The organism is Paenibacillus sp. (assembly GCF_048976745.1).
In the GTDB taxonomy this organism is placed as follows: Bacteria; Bacillota; Bacilli; order Paenibacillales; family Paenibacillaceae; genus Paenibacillus.
Genome location: NZ_JBHGUU010000006.1, coordinates 1,438,669 through 1,461,516, shown reverse-complemented (window position 1 = coordinate 1,461,516; position 22,848 = coordinate 1,438,669). Strand labels below are relative to the sequence as shown.

General features: G+C 44.5%; 21 protein-coding genes. 16 read left to right on the top strand and 5 right to left on the bottom strand.

Translation table 11 applies throughout. From position 1 onward, the window contains the following. The 3 genes from ACE3K2_RS13050 (at position 1) to ACE3K2_RS13040 (ending at position 2,638) form a co-directional block, all read left to right on the top strand. Entirely contained in the window at positions 1-768 is a 768-nt protein-coding gene (locus tag ACE3K2_RS13050) for a thiazole synthase (protein ID WP_421891217.1), read from the top strand. Further along, the gene (locus tag ACE3K2_RS13045) at positions 765-1,814 is read left to right on the top strand and encodes a ThiF family adenylyltransferase (RefSeq protein WP_421890524.1); all 1,050 of its coding nucleotides are present in this window, start codon (positions 765-767) and stop codon (positions 1,812-1,814) included. Before ACE3K2_RS13050 ends, ACE3K2_RS13045 begins: the two co-directional genes overlap by 4 nt. Positions 1,815-1,933: 119 nt before the next feature. Further along, a complete protein-coding gene (locus ACE3K2_RS13040; RefSeq protein ID WP_421890521.1) occupies positions 1,934-2,638 on the top strand; it encodes a winged helix-turn-helix domain-containing protein in 705 nt (234 codons plus the stop codon). Positions 2,639-2,760: 122 nt separating this feature from the next. Here the strand turns inward: ACE3K2_RS13040 and ACE3K2_RS13035 are convergent, their stop codons facing one another. Continuing rightward, positions 2,761-3,261, bottom strand: a complete 501-nt coding sequence (locus ACE3K2_RS13035; RefSeq protein WP_421890519.1) for a C40 family peptidase — start codon at positions 3,259-3,261, stop codon at positions 2,761-2,763. A gap of 293 nt (positions 3,262-3,554) precedes the next feature. Next, positions 3,555-4,196, bottom strand: a complete 642-nt coding sequence (locus ACE3K2_RS13030; protein WP_421890516.1) for a thiamine diphosphokinase — start codon at positions 4,194-4,196, stop codon at positions 3,555-3,557. A gap of 183 nt (positions 4,197-4,379) precedes the next feature. Here ACE3K2_RS13030 and ACE3K2_RS13025 point away from each other — a divergent pair, with 183 nt between their 5' ends. After that, on the top strand, positions 4,380-5,081 hold the full coding sequence (locus ACE3K2_RS13025) for a trimeric intracellular cation channel family protein (RefSeq protein WP_421890513.1): 702 nt from the start codon (positions 4,380-4,382) through the stop codon (positions 5,079-5,081). 1 nt (position 5,082) lies between these two features. Further along, positions 5,083-5,559, top strand: coding sequence for a low molecular weight protein-tyrosine-phosphatase (locus tag ACE3K2_RS13020; protein ID WP_421890510.1), 477 nt, complete (start codon positions 5,083-5,085; stop codon positions 5,557-5,559). 155 nt (positions 5,560-5,714) lie between these two features. Here ACE3K2_RS13020 and ACE3K2_RS13015 read toward each other — a convergent pair whose 3' ends face one another. Beyond that, on the bottom strand, positions 5,715-6,449 hold the full coding sequence (locus tag ACE3K2_RS13015; RefSeq protein ID WP_421890506.1) for an alpha/beta hydrolase: 735 nt from the start codon (positions 6,447-6,449) through the stop codon (positions 5,715-5,717). Positions 6,450-6,705: 256 nt separating this feature from the next. Here ACE3K2_RS13015 and pdhA point away from each other — a divergent pair, with 256 nt between their 5' ends. The 9 genes from pdhA (at position 6,706) to ACE3K2_RS12970 (ending at position 18,871) form a co-directional block, all read left to right on the top strand. Beyond that, positions 6,706-7,773, top strand: coding sequence for a pyruvate dehydrogenase (acetyl-transferring) E1 component subunit alpha (gene pdhA, locus ACE3K2_RS13010; protein ID WP_017688072.1), 1,068 nt, complete (start codon positions 6,706-6,708; stop codon positions 7,771-7,773). 101 nt (positions 7,774-7,874) lie between these two features. Next, a complete protein-coding gene (locus ACE3K2_RS13005) occupies positions 7,875-8,852 on the top strand; it encodes an alpha-ketoacid dehydrogenase subunit beta (protein WP_278294639.1) in 978 nt (325 codons plus the stop codon). Positions 8,853-9,028: 176 nt separating this feature from the next. Further along, complete coding sequence (locus ACE3K2_RS13000) at positions 9,029-10,351, top strand: dihydrolipoamide acetyltransferase family protein (protein ID WP_278294640.1); 1,323 nt, start codon at positions 9,029-9,031, stop codon at positions 10,349-10,351. A 3-nt stretch (positions 10,352-10,354) separates the two neighbouring features. Further along, a complete protein-coding gene (lpdA, locus tag ACE3K2_RS12995; protein ID WP_024630356.1) occupies positions 10,355-11,770 on the top strand; it encodes a dihydrolipoyl dehydrogenase in 1,416 nt (471 codons plus the stop codon). A 475-nt stretch (positions 11,771-12,245) separates the two neighbouring features. After that, positions 12,246-13,040: a thymidylate synthase gene (thyA, locus tag ACE3K2_RS12990; protein WP_339193713.1), complete on the top strand. Its 795-nt coding sequence runs from the start codon at positions 12,246-12,248 to the stop codon at positions 13,038-13,040. A 51-nt stretch (positions 13,041-13,091) separates the two neighbouring features. Then, positions 13,092-13,580 (top strand): dihydrofolate reductase, encoded by a 489-nt coding sequence (locus tag ACE3K2_RS12985; protein WP_036613663.1) that lies wholly within the window; start codon positions 13,092-13,094, stop codon positions 13,578-13,580. Between the two features lie 615 nt (positions 13,581-14,195). After that, complete coding sequence (locus ACE3K2_RS12980; protein WP_421890500.1) at positions 14,196-15,683, top strand: glutamate synthase subunit beta; 1,488 nt, start codon at positions 14,196-14,198, stop codon at positions 15,681-15,683. A gap of 231 nt (positions 15,684-15,914) precedes the next feature. After that, complete coding sequence (locus ACE3K2_RS12975) at positions 15,915-16,406, top strand: Fur family transcriptional regulator (RefSeq protein ID WP_421890497.1); 492 nt, start codon at positions 15,915-15,917, stop codon at positions 16,404-16,406. A 125-nt stretch (positions 16,407-16,531) separates the two neighbouring features. After that, positions 16,532-18,871 (top strand): DNA topoisomerase 3, encoded by a 2,340-nt coding sequence (locus tag ACE3K2_RS12970; RefSeq protein ID WP_421890494.1) that lies wholly within the window; start codon positions 16,532-16,534, stop codon positions 18,869-18,871. A 28-nt stretch (positions 18,872-18,899) separates the two neighbouring features. Here the strand turns inward: ACE3K2_RS12970 and ACE3K2_RS12965 are convergent, their stop codons facing one another. Together ACE3K2_RS12965 and ACE3K2_RS12960 are read right to left on the bottom strand one after the other, a co-directional pair. Further along, on the bottom strand, positions 18,900-19,664 hold the full coding sequence (locus ACE3K2_RS12965) for an HAD family hydrolase (protein WP_421890492.1): 765 nt from the start codon (positions 19,662-19,664) through the stop codon (positions 18,900-18,902). Between the two features lie 49 nt (positions 19,665-19,713). Further along, positions 19,714-20,634, bottom strand: a complete 921-nt coding sequence (locus ACE3K2_RS12960; RefSeq protein WP_421890490.1) for an ArsR/SmtB family transcription factor — start codon at positions 20,632-20,634, stop codon at positions 19,714-19,716. 207 nt (positions 20,635-20,841) lie between these two features. Here ACE3K2_RS12960 and ACE3K2_RS12955 point away from each other — a divergent pair, with 207 nt between their 5' ends. Next, a complete protein-coding gene (locus ACE3K2_RS12955) occupies positions 20,842-22,032 on the top strand; it encodes an MFS transporter (RefSeq protein WP_421890488.1) in 1,191 nt (396 codons plus the stop codon). 83 nt (positions 22,033-22,115) lie between these two features. Next, positions 22,116-22,841, top strand: a complete 726-nt coding sequence (locus ACE3K2_RS12950) for a phosphonate ABC transporter ATP-binding protein (protein ID WP_036613671.1) — start codon at positions 22,116-22,118, stop codon at positions 22,839-22,841. The last annotated feature ends 7 nt before the right edge of the window (positions 22,842-22,848 follow it).

The following is a 22,848-nucleotide window of genomic DNA, read 5'->3' as shown; positions in this document are numbered from 1 at the left end:
ATGTTGAACATTGGTAAATATACGTTTGAGTCCAGATTGTTGCTCGGAACAGGCAAGTTTTCGGATTTTGAAGTGCAGAGTCAGGCTGTGGATGCTTCTGGGACGGAAGTTTTAACCTTTGCTGTTCGTCGTCTGAATCTGGAGGAACGTAACCAGAAGCATTTCCTGGATACATTGGATCTGGATCAATACACGCTTCTTCCGAATACGGCCGGGGCTTCCACTGCGGAAGAGGCAGTGCGGATCGCCGAGCTTGCGCGGGCTTCGGGACTTTGTGATATGATAAAAGTCGAAGTCATCGGAGATGAAAAGACATTGCTTCCAGATCCGATTGAAACGTACAAGGCTTGCGAAATTTTGCTTGAAAAGGGCTTCACCGTATTGCCTTATATTTCAGATGATGTCATTCTGGCCAAAAGGCTGCAATTGCTTGGCGTACATGCCGTAATGCCTGGCGCTTCTCCCATTGGAGCAGGTAGAGGCATTATTAATCCCTATAATCTTGAGATCATCATTGAGCAGGCCGTTGTGCCTGTGATTGTGGATGCAGGGTTGCGCTCTCCAAAAGATGCTGCTTATGCCATGGAACTTGGTGCAGATGGTGTATTGTTAAATACAGCCGTATCCGGATCAGGGGATCCAGTGAGCATGGCTAAAGCGATGCGATTGGGGGTAGAAGCAGGTAGATTGGCATATGAGGCAGGCATGATTCCCGTAAAGCGTTACGCAGCAGCCAGTAGTCCTGTGGAAGGAATGGTTCATACATGACAGATCAATTAACATCCTCAGAACAGGCCGATCGTTATTCCAGACAGGAACGCTATGCGCCACTTGGCAAGGAAGGCCAAGCCAGATTAAAGGGCAGCAGAGTTTTAATTGTAGGCGCCGGTGCACTCGGAACAGGAATTGCAGAAACGTTAGTTCGTTCAGGAGTTGGACACGTAACGATTGTGGATCGTGATTATGTGGAGTGGAGTAACCTGCAGCGACAGCAATTATATGTAGAGCAGGATGCGATTGAACGGATACCAAAGGCGATGGCAGCGGAGAAACGGTTATCTGCCATTAATTCCACGGTTCATGTGGAAGGAAAAGTATTGGATGTCAGAGTAGATGAATTGGAAGAACTAGTCCAGCATACTGATTTGATCATGGATGCAACGGATAACTTTGATACCCGGCTACTCATCAATGATATGGCACAGAAGCACCGTATTCCCTGGATTTATGGTGGATGCGTGGGTAGTTACGGCATCACCTACACGTTTATGCCTGGAGATACGCCATGTTTAAATTGTTTGCTGGGTGAAGTCCCTCTGGGTGGAGATACCTGTGATACGTCTGGCATCATACCCCAAGCGGTGCAGATGGTAACGGCGAATCAAACAGCAGAAGCGATGAAGTTACTTAGTGGCAATGCAGCTGCATTGAGACGTAAGTTATTGTCATTTGACGTGTGGAGGAACGAATACATATCCATCAATGTGGATGGTGCGAAAAAGCAAGACTGTCCTTCCTGCGGCAGTTCTGCAACGTATCCATATCTTTCTGCGTCCAATCTGGAAAAAACCGATGTGTTGTGCGGGAGGGATACCGTTCAGATCCGACCTGCACGGCGCATGAATCTGGATCTACAACATACGGCGGAGCGCCTGGATAGACTTCAAGAAGGAAAAGTGGAATCCAATCCGTTTCTGGTTTCTTTTATAACAGGAGCCTATAGAATGGTCATTTTTCAGGATGGGCGTGTCCTCGTACACGGAACAAAAGATACAGCTGAAGCGCGTACACTCGTTCATCGCTATTTTGGTTAAAGCAAGAAAGAAGCAGAGTCTGTTCCCTTGAGGGAATGGACTTTTTCATTTTACGGCATGCTAACGGTACCAACCATTGCTACGAGCAGCGGGGATAGAGACAGGCCGGGTGAAAAACAGTGAAAACAGCTATTTTGCTGATTGGAGCAGGAGAGCAGGTCAGCCTTATTTACGACGTTTTATGTGCTGAAGGGTATGAGGTGCAACAAATGGAGTGGTCTAAACTAAACCAATCTGTCGAGACTTCGTTGCTGCATATTAACCTGATTATCTTGGTAGACCGGGAAGAAGGGAAGTCACATCATGACCAGGATCAGAAATTAGAGTTGAAACGATGGATAGATAAAGGTCAGGTTAAACCTCTACTGGTTATCACTTCAGATGCATCTCCTCAGTCCATCGTGGAATGGCTGGATTACGGAGCTAATGATGTGATGGAGGAGCCCATCCACTTGACCGTGATGCTAGCCAGAATACGCAATTTATTGCGTGTTTTTGCGAATGCAACACAAGAGGGTGAAGAAGTAATTGTAGTTCATGATCTTAAAGTGAATTTACGTTCAAGGCGGGTGAATCGTGCGGGTGAGTACCTGACATTAACACCAAAAGAGTACGAACTGCTCGAATTTCTGGCGCTGCATGTAAATAAAGCATGTACCCGGAGTGATATTTTGCGGGAAGTATGGGGATATGAATATGCCATGGATACCAACGTTGTGGACGTATACATCAAACATCTGCGGGTTAAGGTCGATAAGGGAAGAAGTGTGAAACTGATTCATACTGTGCGTGGGATCGGTTATATGCTTCATGATAAAAATTAGATATTTCATTGCATTCTTTTCACTGCATTCCAGGAATCTCCAGTTTAAAGCATGGCGAAAAAAGGGTAAAGAAAAAGACCGGATAATATCATCCGGCCCTTCATTGTTAACTATAGATGGTTCTAAAGTACACGACGAGCTTTAACGTACGTTCTCTTCCAAGTACCGGAGTTCAGATCCGAGATCGTTACACCTGGAGATCCATACGTATGCAGAATCTTTCCATCCCCTGCATATACGCCCACATGAGTAACATTGGAGCCCGTAGAACGGCTACCGCTAGAGAAGAATACAAGATCGCCAACACGGAGATTAGCCTTGGATACAGCTGTACCTTCTTTAGATTGGCTCACGGATGTGCGCGGCAAGTCTACACCATACTTTTTGAAAATGTATTTCATAAAAGAAGAGCAGTCAAAAACTTTGGTTGTTGATGTTGAAGCGCCAAATTTATATGGAGTTCCAGTAAATTGTTTACCATAGTTAACAATCTGTTGACCTGTGGACACAGAAGCAGTTGCTGCCTGTGCAACAGGGGCATTAGTCATTAATACAGCTCCAAAACCTAGTGTAGCGCACAACCCGACGGTTACGGCCTTTTGGACAAAGATGTTTGTTTTCATATTAGTTAGTACCTCCAAAATTCGTTTTCGTTAAGTTGCTAGAGCGAGTATAACAGCTTTGTAACAGCCTAGAAATTGGATAGGGATGTGTAATCCCTTGCGCCACAGCGGTTTGTGTATGTTTATTAAAATACAATTAAAAATGTCAAAAAATTAATCATTGACGAATGATAAACAAAGATGAAATAGAAAAGACCCTTGAATCTCAAGGGTCTTTGTTGTGTATCAGCCTATTTTCTTATCAAAATCATTGGTTACAAAAACGTAATAATTAAGAGGATATGCAGATATATTTAATCTTTGCTTTGAATGATCAGTAGTAAGCCACTATCGATCGTAACTGTACCGGAAGCACCTAAGAGTTGGTTGCTTACACCCAGGGATTGTCCCATGCGAATGGTGGCTTGATCCAGCGGATACATGAAACCTTCAAGCGTTATTCCTGTAACTTCATGAGTCAAGGGGAGTAAAGAAACATATTTATAGTCACGGTGTTCAACCACAGCTTTGGATGTTGTGAGTGTCATATAGTTGTGCTTGTCCTGGATTACACAAGAGATATGATGCTGCATTGCACGGACCATAATATGTACATTAGCGAGTGTGTGATCCATCCGAGTACCTGTAGCACCTAACATAAGAATGTGAGTAGGTTCGTGATCCAACGCTGTTTCAAAAGCCATTTCCGTATCGGTAAGATCCTTATGAACAGGGTCACATGTAATGAACTTTGTGCTATTGTTACTAACAATGATACGTTCCTCTTCGGAGATGGAGTCGAAATCTCCAACTGCAATATGAGGCTGAACGCCGTGTTCGATCAAAAATAATGCGCCGCGATCAGCCGCGATGATCATATCATTTTCTCGTATTTCCTGAAGTAATTCTACAGATAAGTTTCCACCTGTAAAAATAACAATCCGTTTCACCGTCATTTTATTTCATCCTTCCTAATATCAGAGAAACATAGTTCATAGTTCAAATATAATGTTGGAACCTGTACAAATATATTCACCAAACCAGTATAATCCACAAAATGTGGTTGCACAATTTCAGTGCTCGCGGATACAATGGGTAGAGCGACATGGAGATGACTTGAAAAGTGAGGTTTGAACAGGTTGGACTTACACATTTTTGAAGTATTCAGTATTATAGGAACCATCGCATTTGCGATGTCCGGTGCCTTTGTGGCAATGGAAGAGGAGTATGACATTTTGGGTGTCCTGGTACTTGGACTTGTCACGGCATTCGGAGGCGGAATTATCCGGAATGTTCTTATAGGTATACCTGTAACGACATTATGGAGTCAGGGATCACTTATTATGTTAGCCTTAGTATCTGTAGCAGTAGCGTTTATATTGCCTCTCAAGTGGATTAGCCACTGGAAGCGAACAGAGGCGTTATTTGATGCAATCGGACTTGCAGCATTTGCAATTCAAGGGGCACTGTACGCAGCGAACATGGGACATCCTATTAGTGCAGTTATCGTTGCAGCAGTAATGACCGGTATTGGCGGAGGCGTTATTCGTGATGTGCTTGCTGGACGTAAACCGCTTGTATTGCGTGATGAAATCTATGCTGTATGGGCAATGACAGCCGGTTTTGTCATAGGTATGGGCTGGTTAACAACAAATGCCGGATTATTGCTATGTTTCGCGGCCGTTGTGTTTTTCCGGATGTGTTCTGTACATTATAAATGGAAACTGCCACGTCGTTCGTTGGTGCCGTCTGAGCCGGGGAACGTTAGTCCTCAGCCGGAAAACATTGTAACACAGTCAACATCGTCGGTACTTCAAGGTACGTTAAGCAAGGGGGATTAGTATGATTTACGTTTTGTTTGTATGTCTGGGGAATATATGTAGATCACCAATGGCTGAAGCAGTTCTGCGTCACAAAGTCCTGGAGAAGGGGCTTGAACACCAGATTCGTGTGGACTCTGCCGGTACAGGGAACTGGCACGTGGGTAAACCTCCGCATGAAGGGACTCGAAAATTGCTGGATTCGTACCAGATTTCTTATGCCAACATGGCAGCGAGACAATTTGCCAGCGAAGACTTTGCTCAATTTGATTACATTGTATGTATGGATAATTCAAATGCAGACAATGTACGCAACGTTCCAGGTGGAGCGGAGGCGGAAATCATCAAGTTTATGGACATGCTTCCGGAGGAAAAACTCAGGGAAGTACCTGACCCATATTACACAGGCAATTTTGAAGAGGTATATGAGTTGGTTAACGCAGGCTGCGACGTTCTGTTAGGAAAGATTGAAAAGGAACATTCCATAGCTATGAAATAAACATGACCTGATTTTAACTTGTAATTGGACAAAGAAGCAGGAGTGAGCAATCGACCAGGCAGGATATCCTGCTTCTTTTTAGATTATAATTGTAAGCGTTATCAATGCGATGTGAACCAAAAGCGGCATTTCAGCCGCCTGTTAATGTGGTCCTTTTATCTTTCCTGGAGAAAATAAAGTAATGCTTCGGGCAATTCCTTCTGCCAAAAACCCCATTGGTGCTTCCCGTCTTTCTCTTGATAGGAGACGAGGGCACCACGTTTTTCCAGCAAATCACGCGTATCCCGGTTTAATTGAACAAAATCATACGTACCGGTGTCTGCTTTAAAGGCAGTTTCCTGTAAACCAACGATCATCCAGATCGAGAGCCAGGACAGATCTTCGGCCGCAGCGTAGATTTCTTGAGAAGCGGAGTAGAAAGCACCAGACATGCTAATAACACGTGTGAACAGATCCGGATATAACAGAGCAAGATGAAGTGAAACACTGCCACCGAGCGAGTCTCCGGCAAGAATGCGTTCCTGCGAAGAACGGCGCACAGGATATTTCTCTTCTATATAGGGAATAATCTCTTCAGCGAAGCAAGCGGTATATGCCTTGAACCGTTCTCCAAATGGAGCATATTCCTGCGTTCTCACAGACACATCGACCTGAACCCCTACAATAATGAAAGGTTCGGCTCCTTCGTCCAGAATAATTTGGTTAGCTGTTGTAGCAATTCTTCCGAAATTAAAAAATTCTTCGCCATCCTGACAATAAACGACAGGGTAGCTAAGTAATTCGTTATAGCCCGGAGGAAGGTAAATACGGAGCGTTCGCTTCTCTCCAAGATAGCGACTTTCAATCTCTTCCTTCACAATCGTGCGTTTCAAATAGCGGGAATCCGTCATAAAACGTCACCTTTCTCGGTTAATTTTTTGCATTCGACCGCGCAATACGGTAAGATTACCCTTGTGCGGGGTTAGGTCAAACACGCAATCATGTATTATGCTGTTATACCAATATTAAGCCCCTGTTATACATACAATCCGGTGGGAAACATAAAAAAATTACGGATTTCTTTGACGTATGGAGTGAAACAGGTGTATAATAATATTATAACAGCGGAACTTGATATTCAAATTTTTTGTTGAGGTGAAGAAAAAAATGAGCAAGGTTCCTTATGAAGTGTATACAGAGGATGTAGAAGCTCTGTCCGTGCTGTCTCCTGACGGCGAAATTGTTAACAAAGACATGATGCCTACACTTTCCGATGATCAATTAAAAGAAATTATGTACCGCATGGTATTTACCCGTACTTGGGATGACCGTGCAGTAAACCTGGGCCGTCAAGGTCGTCTTGGTTTCTATGCTCCAGTATCTGGTCAAGAAGCTACAATGGTTGGTAGTGAATTTGCAATTGAAAAAGAAGACTTTGTATGTCCTGGCTATCGTGACATTCCGCAACTCGTATGGCATGGACTTCCTCTTTATCAAGCATTCTTGTACTCCCGTGGACACCAACATGGTGGACAAATTCCAGATGGCGTTAATGTATTGATGCCACAAATCATCATTGGTGCACAAATTCTGCATGCAATGGGTATCGCTATGGGTTACAAACTGAAGAAACAAAAACAAGTTGTTATCACGTACACAGGTGATGGTGGTTCTTCTGAAGGTGACTTCTATGAAGGTCTGAACTACGCTGGTGTATACAAACTGCCTGTTATCTTCTTCGTACAAAACAATGGTTATGCCATCACAACTCCTTTTGCTAAACAAACAGCAGCTCTGTCCATCGCTCACAAAGCGGTAGCAGCAGGTATCAAAGGTGTTAAAGTTGACGGTATGGACATCTTCGCTGTTATCAAAGCTGTTCAGGAAGCTGCTGAGCGTGGACGTAACGGAGAAGGCGCAACATTGATCGAAGCAGTAACATACCGTTTCCGTCCTCACTCCCTTTCGGATGATGCTTCCAAGTATCGTACAAAAGAAGAAGAGGCAGAATGGTCTGCTAAAGATCCTATCGCACGTTTTGCTAAATATCTGGAGAAAAAAGGTCTTTGGACTGAAGAAGATACAGCACGTGTGAAAGAAGAAGCAAAAGCTAAAGTAAATGAAGAAATCAAAAAAGCGGAAAAAACCGAGAAAATGACGATTTCAGGCTTGATCGACAGCATGTTCGAACAAACGCCTAAGCACTTGGAAGAGCAAAAAGCTGATTTCCAATAAGTTTTTTCCGATAAAGCATAAACATCCGCGACTTTAATGTCCCGGTATACATGTACGAATTCAAATGTGAACTGTCAATGTTTAAGGAGGAAATGAAGCAAATGGCACAAATGAACATGAAAGAAGCAATCCGTGATGCGCTTCGCGTGGAGTTGAAACGTGATCCTAACGTTCTGCTTTTCGGTGAAGACGTAGGTAATGTAGGCGGCGTTTTCCGTGTAACGGAAGGTCTGCAAAAAGAGTTTGGCGAAGAGCGTGTATTTGATACACCACTAGCTGAGTCCGCTATTGGTGGTCTGGCTGTAGGTCTGGGTGTACAAGGCTTCCGTCCGGTTGCTGAGATCCAATTCGTTGGTTTTATCTTCGAAGCCCTTGACCAAATGGTAGTGCAAGCTGCTCGTATGCGTTTCCGCTCTGGTGGAAAATACAATTCTCCAATCGTATTCCGTACACCATTTGGTGGCGGTGTAAAAGCGGCAGAATTGCATACAGATTCCCTGGAAGGTCTGCTCACGCAAACACCAGGTATCAAAGTAGTTGTTCCTTCTAACCCATATGATGCAAAAGGTCTGATGATCGCTTCTATTCGCGATAACGATCCTGTATTTTTCATGGAGCACTTGAACCTGTATCATGCTTTCCGTGCAGAAGTGCCTGAAGAAGATTACGTTGTTGAATTGGGTAAAGCGAACGTTGTTCGTGAAGGTTCCGATGTAACTATCATTACTTACGGTATGATGGTTCACACTTCTGTGAAAGCAGCAGAGGAACTCGAAAAACAAGGAATCAAAGTTGAAGTTATCGACCTTCGTACGGTTAGCCCGATCGACATCGATACCATCGTTGCTTCTATTAAGAAAACAAACCGTGCAATTGTTGTACAGGAAGCTCAAAAGAGCGCAGGTGTTGCGGCTGAAGTCATTGCCCAAATCAATGAAAAAGCAATCCTGCACTTGGAAGCACCGGTTCTGCGTGTAGCTGGTCCGGATACTGTATATCCTTTTGCACAAATCGAAGATACATGGCTGCCTAACCCGGCACGTATCGTTGCTGCGGTTAATAAAGTCGTAAATTTCTAATTTAATCATCTGACATGCCGCAAGGCGCAGTATGGTGATTCACACCGCAGCGCAGGCTGCACTGTAAACAGCCATTAGCCCCTTGAGTAACAGTTATTTGCATTAGCAGTAACAGTTGGTTCTTGGAGTTAAGGGTTGTTTTCAGGATTGAGCACATAATCAAGGAGGTTTTTCAGTTGGCTAAATTTGAATATAAATTCCCTGAACTAGGCGAAGGCCTACACGAAGGTGAAATCATCAAGATGCACATCAAAGTCGGTGATAAAGTAACTGACGACGATATCATCATGGAAGTACAAAACGACAAAGCGGTAGTAGAAGTACCTTGTCCGGTTAACGGAACAGTTACAGAAGTATTTGCTAAAGACGGCCAAATCTGCCACGTTGGTGAAGTTGTAGCGATCATTGATGCAGAAGGTGAAATTCCTGAGCAAGACGACGCTCCTGCTGGCGATCAAGGCGAGCAAGAGAAAGATGCAGCTCAAGGTGGAGCTGATACTAGCGGTTCTTCTGCAGCAGCTTCCAGCTCGGATGCAGCTAAAGAAGGCGGCAACAACAGCGTTCCAGCAGTACCTGCCAAGGACGTTTTGGCAACTCCAAGCGTGCGTAAATTTGCTCGCGAACAAGGTGTAGACATCGCTCAGGTTAACGGCACTGGCAACAATGGTAAAGTTACTAAAGAAGATGTTGAATCCTTCAAAAACGGTGGCGGTTCTTCCGCAGCGGCATCTTCCGAAGCTCCGGCTAAAGAAGAAAAAAAATCCGCAGCACCAGCAGCGGCAGCAGCTGATCAATACCTTGAAGAAGAGCGCGTACCATTCAAAGGTATCCGTAAAGCGATCTCTAATGCAATGGTTAAATCGGCTTACACAGCACCTCACGTTACAATCATGGACGAAGTGGACGTAACTGAATTGGTTGCTTTCCGTACTCGCATGAAACCAATTGCTGAGAAAAAAGGAACAAAAGTTACTTATCTGCCATTCATCGTTAAAGCACTGGTTGCGGCTTCCCGCCAATTCCCGGCTCTGAACGCTATGATTGATGAAGAAGCTAACGAAATTGTTTACAAAAAATACTACAACATCGGTATCGCAACAGATACAGACAACGGCCTGATCGTTCCTGTTATCAAAGACGCTGATCGTAAATCCATCTGGATGATCGCTGATTCTATCCGTGATCTGGCAGCTCGTGGCCGTGACGGCAAATTGAGCGCGAATGAAATGAGAGGAAGCACAATTTCCATCAGTAACATCGGTTCTGCTGGCGGTATGTTCTTCACTCCAATCATCAACTTCCCTGAAGTTGCTATTCTCGGAACAGGACGCATCAGCGAAAAAGCAGTGATCAAAAACGGCGAAGTAGTTGCAGCACCTGTAATGGCTCTTTCTCTGAGCTTTGACCACCGTATCATCGATGGCGCAACAGCACAAAACTTTATGAATTACATTAAACAGCTGCTCGCTAACCCTGAGCTGCTTGTTATGGAGGTGTAAGATATGGTAGTAGGCGACGCTTCTCTAAATATCGACACATTAGTAATTGGTGCGGGTCCTGGCGGTTATGTAGCTGCCATCCGCGCTGCTCAATTGGGCCAAAGCGTATTGATCGTAGACAAATCCGAACTGGGCGGTGTTTGTTTGAACCGTGGATGTATTCCATCCAAAGCCCTGATCTCTGCTGCACACCAATATGAGTCTGCACTTCACGGTGAAGCTTTTGGTATCTCTGCTGAGAACGTAAAAGTGGACTTCAGCAAAACTCAAGAATTCAAAAACGGCGTTGTTAAGAAAATGACTGGCGGCGTAGCTGGTTTGCTCAAAGGCAACAAAGTTGAAGTTTTCAACGGTGAGTGCATGTTCATCAACGAAAACGAAGCTCGTGTATTCAATGATCACGAGTCTCCACGTTACAAATTCAAAAATGCAATTATTGCAACAGGTTCCCGTCCAATCGAACTGAAACCTTTCCCGTTTGGCGGACGCATTCTGTCTTCGACAGAAGCTCTGAACTTGCCTGAAGTACCAAAAAGCATGATCGTTATCGGTGGCGGATATATCGGCGCTGAGCTTGGTCAAATGTACTCCAAATTCGGTGCAAAAGTAACAATTATCGAAGGTTTGGATACAGTACTGCCAGGTTTCGATAAAGACATGACTAGTCTCGTGGCTAAAAACATGAAGAAAACAGGTATTGAAATCGTTACGGGTGCAAAAGCAGAAAGTGCTGAGCAAACTGACAAAGACGTAACTGTTAAATATTCTGTAAATGGTGAATCCAAAGAAGTTACTGCAGATTACCTGCTGGTAACTGTTGGACGTCGTCCAAACACAGATGGTGAGCTTGGTCTGGACCTGATCGGTGTAGACGTTGACGAGCGTGGATTCGTTAAAGTTGACCACCAAGGCCGTACTAGCATCCCTCACATCTTTGCAATTGGTGATATCGTATCTGGTTTGGCTCTGGCACACAAAGCTTCTTACGAAGGTAAAGTGGCTGCTGAAGCAATCGCAGGACAACCATCTGTAGTTGACTACAAATGTATGCCAGCTGTTGTATTCACAGATCCAGAGTGTTCCAGCGTAGGTTACACTGAAAAAGAAGCTAAAGAAAAAGGTTACAAAGTAAAAGCAGGCAAATTCCCTTATGCGGGTAACGGCCGTGCTGTATCTTTGAACCACGCTGAAGGCTTCGTGAAAATCGTAGCTGACGAAGAAAGCGGCCTTGTATTGGGTTGCCAAATCGTAGGTCTGGAAGCTTCCAACTTGATTGCTGAACTTGGTTTGGCAATTGAAATGGGCGCTACTTTGGAAGATCTGGCTCTTACAATTCACGCTCACCCAACTTTGGGCGAAATCGTGATGGAAGCTGCGGAATTGGTTATGGGTCACCCGATCCACATCATCTCCCGTTAAGATCGTCTAAGCTTCGGATTCGTCCGGCATTATACGTAAATCAGAAGAGACGAATGACGCTAACGCGTTATTCGTCTCTTTTTTCTGAGCAAAAGCAGAGAAGTTCAAGAAGTTCCAGATACTAGTGAATATGATGTGATGAAAAGTTTCAAGCTCAAAAGTTTCATTGAATTGATTTTATCCAACAACTCAATTGTGGTACACTGTACTAATGATCAGCCATGATGTGGCTCCAAGCCAATCACGGTCTATGTATGGTAGTATTTAAGCTAAACAACCCTTTTTACACGAGAACGTAGAGGACAGAAAAAACCTGAAGAAACGTAGTGTTCGCCTTTATCCCCGGAATTTACCTTTGGAAAAAGAAATCAAAAAATCTGGGGATAACAGCGATCGGAAGATTGTTCTGTCAGCGGAGTAGTAAGTGTAATTATTCTTTGGGTTAGGATGAAAAAAAGTGCGAGGAGATAACAACATGAAAAACTATCTCGATCTATTACAGGATATTCTGAACAATGGCGTGCATAAAGGAGATCGTACGGGCACAGGGACACAATCTGTATTCGGCAGACAACTCCGTTATGATCTCTCCGAAGGATTTCCGCTGGTAACAACCAAACGAATTCATCTCAAATCGGTTATTCATGAACTGTTATGGTTTTTGAGTGGCGATACGAATATATCTTATCTGAAAGAAAACGGTGTGAAGATCTGGGACGACTGGGCGGACGAGAATGGAGATCTTGGACCGGTATATGGCTCGCAGTGGCGCACATGGGAAGCACCAAACGGAGAAAAAATTGATCAGATCGCTGCAGTTATTGATTCAATCAAAAATAATCCGGATTCCCGTCGTCACCTTGTCAGCGCATGGAATGTGGCTGAGATCAACAATATGAAGCTTCCACCTTGTCATTTCGCGTTTCAGTTTTATGTTGCAGAGGGTAAATTATCTTGTATGCTTACAATGCGTTCCGTGGATACGTTCCTTGGGTTGCCATTCAACATCGCGAGTTATGCACTCTTGACTCATATGATTGCCCAGCAATGTGATCTTGAGGTGGGTGAGTTCATCTGGTCTGGAGGGGATGTTCACATCTACTCTAACCATGTTGATCAGGTTAAAACTCAGCTGGAGCGTGAACCTTATGCTTTACCTAAGCTGGTAATCAAGCGTAAGCCGGATTCTATTTTTGATTATAAGTTTGAAGATTTCGAATTTGAGAACTATCAGCATCATCCGGGCATTAAAGCTCCAATTGCAGTCTAATTACGTGTTCAATCTCGAATAAGAGACTTGGATTGAAGGAGTGTATTACCCTTGAGTATTGAATTGGTATGGGCAATGGGAGAGAACGGTGTGATCGGATTGAATAATTCGATTCCATGGCGTTTACCCAAGGATATGGCCTTTTTCAAACAACGTACGTTAAACAAAACGATTATTATGGGGCGTAACACGTGGGAATCTTTTGGCGGCAAGCCGCTTCCTCAGAGGCGTAATATCGTAGTGACAAGAGATCTGAACTACAAGGTGGAACAGGCTGAAATCGTACATACGATTGAAGAAGGGCTGAGCGTAACCAAAGGTGAGGAACTATGTGTAATTGGGGGGTCCCAAGTGTATCGCGAGTTCTTGCCACTTGCAGATCGTCTTGTGGTGACCAAAATTCATGAGAATTTTGAGGGAGATACGTTTTTTCCCGAAGTGGATTGGTCGGAGTGGGAACTGATTGAACAGATTGAAGGCGAACAGGATGAAAAAAATGTCCACGCATATACATTTGAATTTTATGAACGTAAACGGTAAAAGAGGTAAAAGAAAATCCTGACTTCGGTTGTATTTGTATGATGAGAGGCGCTGTTTGCGAAATATTCGTGAACAGCGTCTTTTCTTTTATAAAAAAAGAAGTCACTTGTTTGGATCTGAATATATATTACATAAATATAACATGATTGATTGATGTTTATGTATAATATACAGTGACCTAGCATTAAACAGTAAAAAAGTGTAAAAGACTTGGGGTTTTAACGTTGTGAAGTCCTAAAACAGGTCTAATATTCGGAAATATGAACGATGTGAAGCAAAATACGTTGAATTCCATGACAAATTATCTGACATTTATATGACGTTTTGATCTTTTATTCCTTTAACCCACACCAGGATTCGCAGATATAAACCATATTTAAGACCAAAATAAGGGTATTGACCATGGGGAGACTTCAAAGATATGATGTATAAAATACAAATAATTATGCGGATAATCCATTTAATATTCAGCACAGTAAATGCTACTATAATTGAAATATCTTCGAGAAGATTTTGTGATACAATAGACAAAAACTCAAGTAATGAGTAATCCATTTCATATAGAACCATGCAGATGAAGGGATTAAGACAAGAACGGATGGGGGAAAACGTAAGATGTCTACACCTACTGGATTTATGGAATACAAACGTCAACTGCCAGCGGATCGTGAGCCAGCGGAGCGGATCAAGGATTGGGAAGAGTTTCATAAACATATGGCAGAAGAAGAACTCAGAACACAAGGTGCACGATGCATGGATTGTGGTACCCCGTATTGCCATACAGGTATAGATATGACTGGCGGCACGTCAGGTTGCCCCGTGCATAACTTGATTCCGGAATGGAATAATCTTGTATATCGCGGACTGTGGAGAGAAGCACTTGAGCGCCTTCACAAAACGAATAATTTCCCGGAATTTACAGGTCGCGTCTGTCCAGCTCCTTGCGAAGGATCATGTACAGTTGGTTTAATCGGTCAGCCTGTAACCATCAAAACGATTGAAGAAGCCATTATTGAAAAAGGTTTCGAAGAAGGATGGGTCGTTCCGGAACCTCCTGAAAAACGTACGGGTAAACGTGTAGCTGTGGTAGGCTCCGGTCCAGCTGGATTAGCTACTGCGGCTCAATTGAATAAAGCAGGACATTCGGTAACGGTATATGAGCGTTCGGACCGTGTTGGCGGATTGCTGATGTACGGTATCCCAACGATGAAATTGGATAAAAATGTAGTTCAACGTCGTGTTGATCTGCTTGAAGCAGAAGGTATCCAATTCATTACGAACACCGAGATCGGTAAAGATATTCCTGCGCAACAACTGGTGGATGAATATGACGCTGTTGTATTGTGCGGTGGTGCAACGAAGCCGCGTGAATTCAATATTGAAGGCAGCGAGTTGAAAGGCGTTCATTACGCTATGGATTTCCTGAATGGCAGTATTAAGAGTTATCTGGACTCCAATCTGGAAGATGGTCAATACCTGTCCGCCAAGGATAAAGATGTTATCGTCATTGGTGGCGGTGATACAGGATCTGACTGTGTAGCTACATCGCTACGTCATGGTTGTCGTACGATTACTCAATTCGGTACGCATACACAAGCGCCGATGGAGCGTGATCGCATTAACAACCCATGGCCGCAATTCCCGAACGTATACACACTTGATTATGCACAAGAGGAAGCCAAAGCGTTGTTTGGTCAAGATCCGCGTGAATTCTCCATCATGACAACGAAATTTGTCGGAGACGATGAGGGGAACCTCAAAGAATTGCATACCGTACAGATCGAGCGTATTGTGGATGAGACTGGTCGCAAGATTTATCAGCCGATTCCAGGTACAGAGCGTGTATTCCCGGCTCAGACGGCCTTGATTGCCATTGGTTTTGACGGACCGGAACAAACGTTGGTAGAGCAACTGGGACTTGCAACAGATCGTCGCACAAACGTTAAGGCACGTTACGGCAAATACAACACCAATGTGGATAAAGTATTTGCGGCAGGTGACATGCGTCGTGGTCAAAGCTTGGTTGTATGGGCGATTAATGAAGGCCGTGAGGCTGCTCGTGAAGTGGACAAATACTTGATGGGTGCTTCGGTTCTGGTATAAAGTATAGATTAGGATATAACTGACAACCTTCGCGATCAGCGAGGGTTGTTTGTTGTTATTTTAACCAGTTTGACTACATATTTCATGCAAGTGTGAGCAATAGCATTGCTTTTTAAGTGATAAAGATTTATTATTAAATTATAATCATTATAAATAAGGATTAACTGAAGCCGTGAATCGGTACGATATTAGTAAAATTAAAATGAATATAAACCGGAGGTGCGACCTGCTATGGCAAGTAACCGGGACAAGTCCATTTCAGAACAGATCTTTCACATTAAAAATCAATTGGTTGATAAAGGATATAAGTTAACACAACAACGGGAAGTTACGGTTCGTGTATTGCTTGAACATGAAAAGGATCATTTTAGCGCAGAGGAAGTATTTCTTCTGGTTAAGGAACAGTTCCCTGAGATTGGATTGGCTACCGTATACCGAACTCTCGAACTGCTGAGTGATCTGCAGGTCGTTGAAAAGATTAACTTTGGCGATGGTGCTGCACGCTTTGATCTGCGAAGTACAGACGGTTCCCATCATCACCATCATTTGATCTGTACAGAATGTGGTAAAGTAGAAGAGATTATGGAAGATGGTCTGCTTCGTTTGGAACAACAGATCGAGCGTCAGTATGGTTTTGCTGTTACAGATCATCGTCTGGATTTCCAAGGGGTATGCAAAGAGTGCAGACAAAAGCATGTATTAAAAGAACAGGCAGCAGGATAATTCATTTCGGGAAGGTGCTCCCGAATCCAAAATCTGATATAATAAGTTTCAGAAGCAAGGGGCTTCCGTCGGCGGAATGCCCCTTTTTGCCGTCATGCGGACGGTGAAGGAGGAGAGATGGACGGATGAAGACACTGGTTATAGCGGAAAAACCCGATATGGGTCGAACCATTGCCGCCGTCATAGAACCAAAGGCCAAGAACAATCGCACGTATCTGGAAGGTGAGCATTACATCATCACCTGGGCGATAGGGCATTTGCTTGGACTGGCTGAACCGGATGCCTATGATACAAAGTACAAGCGATGGAACATAGCGGACCTGCCGATCATCCCCGATCAGTTCAAGATTGTACCCAATCCGAGGACGAAAGATCAGCTCAAAATGATCGGAGAACTGGCGAAACGGGCTTCAGCGATCGTTAATGCTTGCGATGCAGGGAGAGAGGGGCAGTACATCTTCGCCCTCATACAACAGCAATTGAAGCTGCGTCAGCCAGTAAAACGTTTGTGGATATCGGATTTGACGGCAGAGAGCATTAGACGTGGTTTTGATGGTCTGAAGGATGCCTCTGAATTTGAAAATTTGACCCACGCTGCTCGCGCCAGAAGTGAAGCCGATTGGCTGATCGGCATGAACGCCTCACGGGCATTTACAACCCGCCATAATGCATTGTTGTCTGTAGGCCGTGTGCAAACACCGGTACTTGCGCTAATCTACGATCGCGAAATAGAGATTGAAGCGTTCCAGTCACAGACCTTTTATGAAGTGGCCGCCTGGTTTCGGCAGGAGGGTGTGGAGTACCGGGGACTGCGTCAGGGAGACAAGTTGACCGATGCGGAAGCAGCAGAGGCTATTGCAGCCAGTGTGAAGGGCAAGACAGGGCAGATTACCAAATACGAAGCGAAGCAGACGAAGGAGTATCCATATCGTTTGTATGACCTGACCCTTTTACAGCGTGAAGCCAATGCCAAGTTCGGATATGGTGCCAAAAAAACACTGGATATCGCGCAGGCCTTGTATGAGAAACACAAGGTGATTTCGTATCCGCGGACCAACTCCAACTATGTTACAGAACAGAATATTGAAGGAATGCACAAAACGCTAAACCTGCTTAAAAATGGTACCTATAGTGAGCTTGCGCAAGGGGCCAAGCCAGAGCTTGTTCATAAAAATAATAAAGGGGTATGTAATCCGAGCAGGGTTGAAGATCACCATGCGATTTTACCTACTTTAAAGCGACCAGGTACCTTATCCAAGGATGAACAGAACATCTATGATTTGATTGTAAGGCGTTTCTTGTCTCACTTTTATCCTCCGGCGGAGTATAAACAACATACCGTGTTCACCGAAGTGGAGAAACATCAGTTTAAGACATCTGTCAAAGAGCTGCTGTCCCTTGGATGGAAAGTGGTGCTTGGTTCAGGAGATCAGGAACAGGGCGGTGCAGGCAAGAAAAAGACCAAGAAAAACGGCAATGAAGAAGAGGAAGCCGAAGAGTGGACAGACAAGGCTTTTAGTGTGCAACCTGAATTGCCTGTTCAATGTACGAAGAGTGAGTTCAAGGAGAAGGCGACCCAGCCTCCCAAAAGTTATACCGAGGGAACATTGCTGAAGGCGATGGAAAGTGCAGGCAAGCAGATCGAGAATGAAGAGCTGCGAGATGCGATGAAAGACAGTGGTTTGGGTACTCCGGCTACACGTGCAGCAACAATTGAGCGCCTCAAAAACGTAGGTTACATTACGCTCCAGGGGAAAAAAATGCAGTTAACGCTCAAAGGCAGAACGGCGATCGAATTGATTCGTCGAGCAGGCGTAGACCTGTTAACCTCACCAGAGATGACCGGCCAATGGGAAAGAAGGTTATATCAGATTTCCAAAGGTGAGGCGGGGCAGGACAAGTTCATGGAGAACGTTAAGAAATTCACGTTGTCCATCATTGAGAAAGTACGTGTGCAAGCTCCGGCACCGGCAGATGCTTTTGGAGAAGATTCTCGTGCAGGCAGAGGGAAAGGCAAGGGAGCCAGAACCCAAGCAGGCAATACGGGGACATCTGTCAAGACAGCTAGTGGCGGTTCAACTGTAAAAACGTCCCGTCAGACTTCAGCATCTTCATCGAGAGCTGGCAGTGGGAAAAGTACGATCACCAAGGCGACGTCCTCAAGTGGGAGCTCATCGGGAGTAAGAGAATTGCTGGCACCTTGTCCTTCACCCGGCTGTACAGGTCAGATTATAGAGGGCAAGAAGGGCTATGGCTGCTCACGTTTCAAGGAAGGCTGCTCGTTTGTAGTCTGGAAAGAGTATGCGGGTAAGAAAATCACCAGTACGATGTTAAAATCGCTGATTGAGAAGGGGAGTACCCAGGTACTATCGTTCAAACGAAAAGACGGGAGTACGGTGAAAGCACGCATTATTTTGCAGGACGTGGTAACAGGCAAGTTATCTGGCGAAAAGCAGGATGCTTGATCTTGGTCATCATAAAGGAAAAGGACCCTTATCCAAGGGTCCTTTTCTGTTGCTGCTGTTGTATATTTTCGTGTATGACCTTCGGTACCTCTTCCAGGGCAGTGATGGTATACATCGATGTTTCCGGATTAGGCTGAAGTTCCACGATGTTGTATTGCCACTCATTCGGCTGTTTGATGTATATGCTGTGAATTCCGGCTTTTACCGCGGGCATAATATCTGTCCGCAGTGAGTTACCGATCATCCATGTTGCACGACGATCAAACGGACCGTTAGACAGAATGCCTTCCAATGCCTCAATGTTTTTGTGTTGTCGGATATAGATCCGATCATCAAAATAAGCCGAGAGCTTCATCTGATCAATCTTCCGTTGCTGGATCACGGTTTCACCGCCGGTATATAAGTAGAGGGAATGTCCAGCACCTTTGAGGTTCTCAAGTGTTTCGACCATATGAGGGTAGGGTTCAACCTCCTGATCGTACACACTCATGCCCAACTTGCTCAGATAAGATTCTTCTCTGGGAGAAGTTGATCTGGCGAACTTTCTGGAAAAGTAACGATAGGTATCAATCAGGGATTGCGGGAAATGATGACTTGCAAAGCCAAGCTTGTTCACTCCGGTTACATCGATCTCCAGTTGTTTTTCGCGAATCTCTTGCGTTGTCAGAGCATGTCCATCAAACCACTCCTGCATATTCTCAAAGAATTCTCCCAGAATGAGGTTGAAATACTTGTTGCAATATACGAGTGTATCATCAAGGTCAAACAAAATATGTTGTTTCATTAATTTCATGATCTAACTCACTCCTTGTAGCCAGCAACTCCGCAATGGTGCAACTAAATTATATGCGAATGTAAGATTCCAGAAACATATTCAATTCAGATACGCCATCTGGGCGAATACTGTATTTCTCTTTACGGTTACTTCCGAGCAGATGGGTTCGTAGCAGACCTGCAATGCGTAACGCCATCACCTGATCCTTGACGGTATCTTCGTCTTTATCCAATTCTTCACACATGTCAGCGAGAGACTTGGGTTCATCCGATACGTAACGAAGCAGACGAAGTCTTTCGGGATCAGCCAGTGCATGCGTGAAACGTAAAAGACATGTTGGCGGCTGGTCTTCATTCTCCTCAGGTGCATCTACGGGATATTGCATAATCATCATACCCTCATAGAAGCAGTACATATTAATCGGACGATTGTGTACCGTTGGAAACAGGATGACTTCGTTCAGTCCAGGCATCGGTTCAACGAGCACACCTGCTGTAGCATATTCAATAAGCAATTCAGGGCCCATTTTATCAAGCAAAATGCGTTTTTCCTCGGCATCTTCTTCCAGCCATACACGCTGATCTTCGCTCATATTCTGACAGTAGTGTTCATCCCATAGTCGCAATAATGGGACATAACTGTTCCGAATGCGCGTAGATTCTTCTATTGTAAGAGCGGGCAGTAGAGAAGACACACGTGCATACAGGTCTTCCGCTGTCATTCCGGCAAGCATGTCCAGGAAATCACGATTCTCGGATGTATCATTTTGATATGCTGCCCATGCAAACAAAACATCAAAATCATCAAAAGGCCAAGTAGCAGCAGGTGCGAGCGCAGCTCGTACATTGGAACTTAGTGTGCCTTCCACTTCCTGAATCCATTCAGGACCAATATCCAGATGCTGAATCCATTTTTTTGTGACATAAACCAGAAAGCTGTTAAGCATTTCATATATCGGTGAAACATCAATTTTCACATGATAAGCCATAATGTTGCAGAATCCTCCCGTCACATCTAAATGTACGCAGCGACTTAACTACTATTATGGCTTGTTTTGCAGGGCGTTGTCCACTATAATGTTCAAGTCCGGGGCAAGCCCCGATCTATGGATAGCAGTTCAAAACGATATGTATAACATACAAAAGTCGTCAGTGATGGCGATTTTTCTTTGTGTGCTCGCAGGAGGAATGAATTCGTGTCATCGATTACTCGTCCCAGACTATCACATTCGACAGCCAACTATCTTATTCTGATTACAGTTATTGTGGTGGCGGGCATAAGCCAGGGGCTTTTGCTGCCTGTGCTTTCGATTTTTTTGGAGCAAAAAGGGGTTTCACCAGGTTTAAACGGATTAAACGCCGCCGCGTTGTACATTGGCTCATTTGCCATGACATTAGTTGCGGAGCGATTACTGGGTGCATTGGGGTTCAAAAAGCTGATTGTAGGCGGCCTGTTATTGGTCATGGTGCCTTTAATCCTGTTTCCTTATTTACCGGATATTAAAATATGGTTCATTTTGCGTTTAATCGTTGGAATAGGAGACAGCGCACTACATTATGCGGCCCAGCTCTGGGTGCTGCTTGTTACTGCACCTGAAAAGCGTGGACGCTACATATCATTATATGGCATGTCCTACGGTCTGGGATTCAGTATTGGTCCGCTGGGAATCAAGTTGCTTGGTTTCGGTGATGCTGTCCCTTTCTGGGTTTTGTTCATATGTATCGCAGCAGTACTGATACTGGTATTAATGAAGCTTCCGGATACGAAACCGGAAAAAGCAGAGCATGGTCAGCTGCCGGAACGTCGCTTCCGTCGCAGTATGGCATGGGCCTGGTATGCACTGTTGCCAGCACTTTTATACGGATACATGGAGGCTGGCATGAATAGTAACTTCCCCGTGTATGGCCTGCGTATTGGGTTCGATACCAATCAGATTTCATCATTGCTTCCGTTTATCGGTATTGGAGGTTTGTTCCTTCAGTTGCCTCTGGGAATGTTGAGTGACCGATATGGGCGTAAGAAGATATTAATGTTTGCCGGCATATGTGGGGGAATCATCTTTATGCTGGTTCCCGTTGCAGGTACGCACTTTTGGTGGACACTTGTATTGTTAACCATCGCAGGTGGCCTGGTCGGTTCTTTTTTCTCACTGGGTCTGGCTTATGCCGCAGATATTTTGCCTAAAGTGTTGCTGCCTGCAGCTAACGTGGTGGCATCCTTTCATTTCACGATCGGAAGCATTATCGGCCCAAATCTGGGTGGTCAGATGATCAACTGGATTTCACCCGGAAGCATGTTCACCTTGCTTGGAATCATGTACCTTCTTTTCGGGGTGGCAGGTATATTATTTCGTCGTAAACCTGAGTTCGAATCTGTGTTAAAATAGAAGCTGGTGTTCGCATGGAAATTGATGTCCATTTCCGAGTACACTAGTGGTAGGGAAAAACATGGACAAGAGGAGACATCGCGATGATCAGAGTAGAGAACTTGAGTAAATCCGTTGGCGTGGACCGCGTTCCCGTTCTACGGGATATTCGATTTGATATGCAACAAGGTGAGATGATAGCTGTAGTTGGCTCAAGCGGTAGCGGTAAAAGCATGTTGCTTAAATGTTTGGCCATGATGGAAAAATGGGATTCCGGCCGATTTACGGTGGATGGTGCCGAGATTTTGAAAGAAGGCTGGTCCGGAAAAAGAAAAATTAAACGGGAATGGGCATACTTGGAACAGAATCCAGAATTATTTCCCAGACGTACGGCTCTTAAAAATGTATTAATCGGACGATCGGGACAGACTCCCGTATGGAGAATGGTAACCGGTATGGTCCGTTCCGATGATTATATGGGTGCTATGGATTATCTCGAAGGATTGGGATTACTCGATAAAGCACATCAAATAGCAGAGAAGCTTAGTGGTGGAGAGAAGCAGCGTGTTGCCATTGCAAGAGCACTTGCTCATGGTGCCAAAGTGGTACTGGCCGACGAACCAGTGATTGGTCTTGACCCCCACACAGCAGATTCCGTGCTGGAAACGTTGCGCAAATTATGTGAAGAAGAACGCGCAACGGTCATTGCAGTATTGCCTATTGAACTTGCTGAGAAACATGCCACGCGGATCTGGGGATTGGCAGAAGGCAAGATTGCTTTTGATATTCGTGGACGAAGATTGACACAGCAAGAAAAAAACCAGATTTAAACTATTG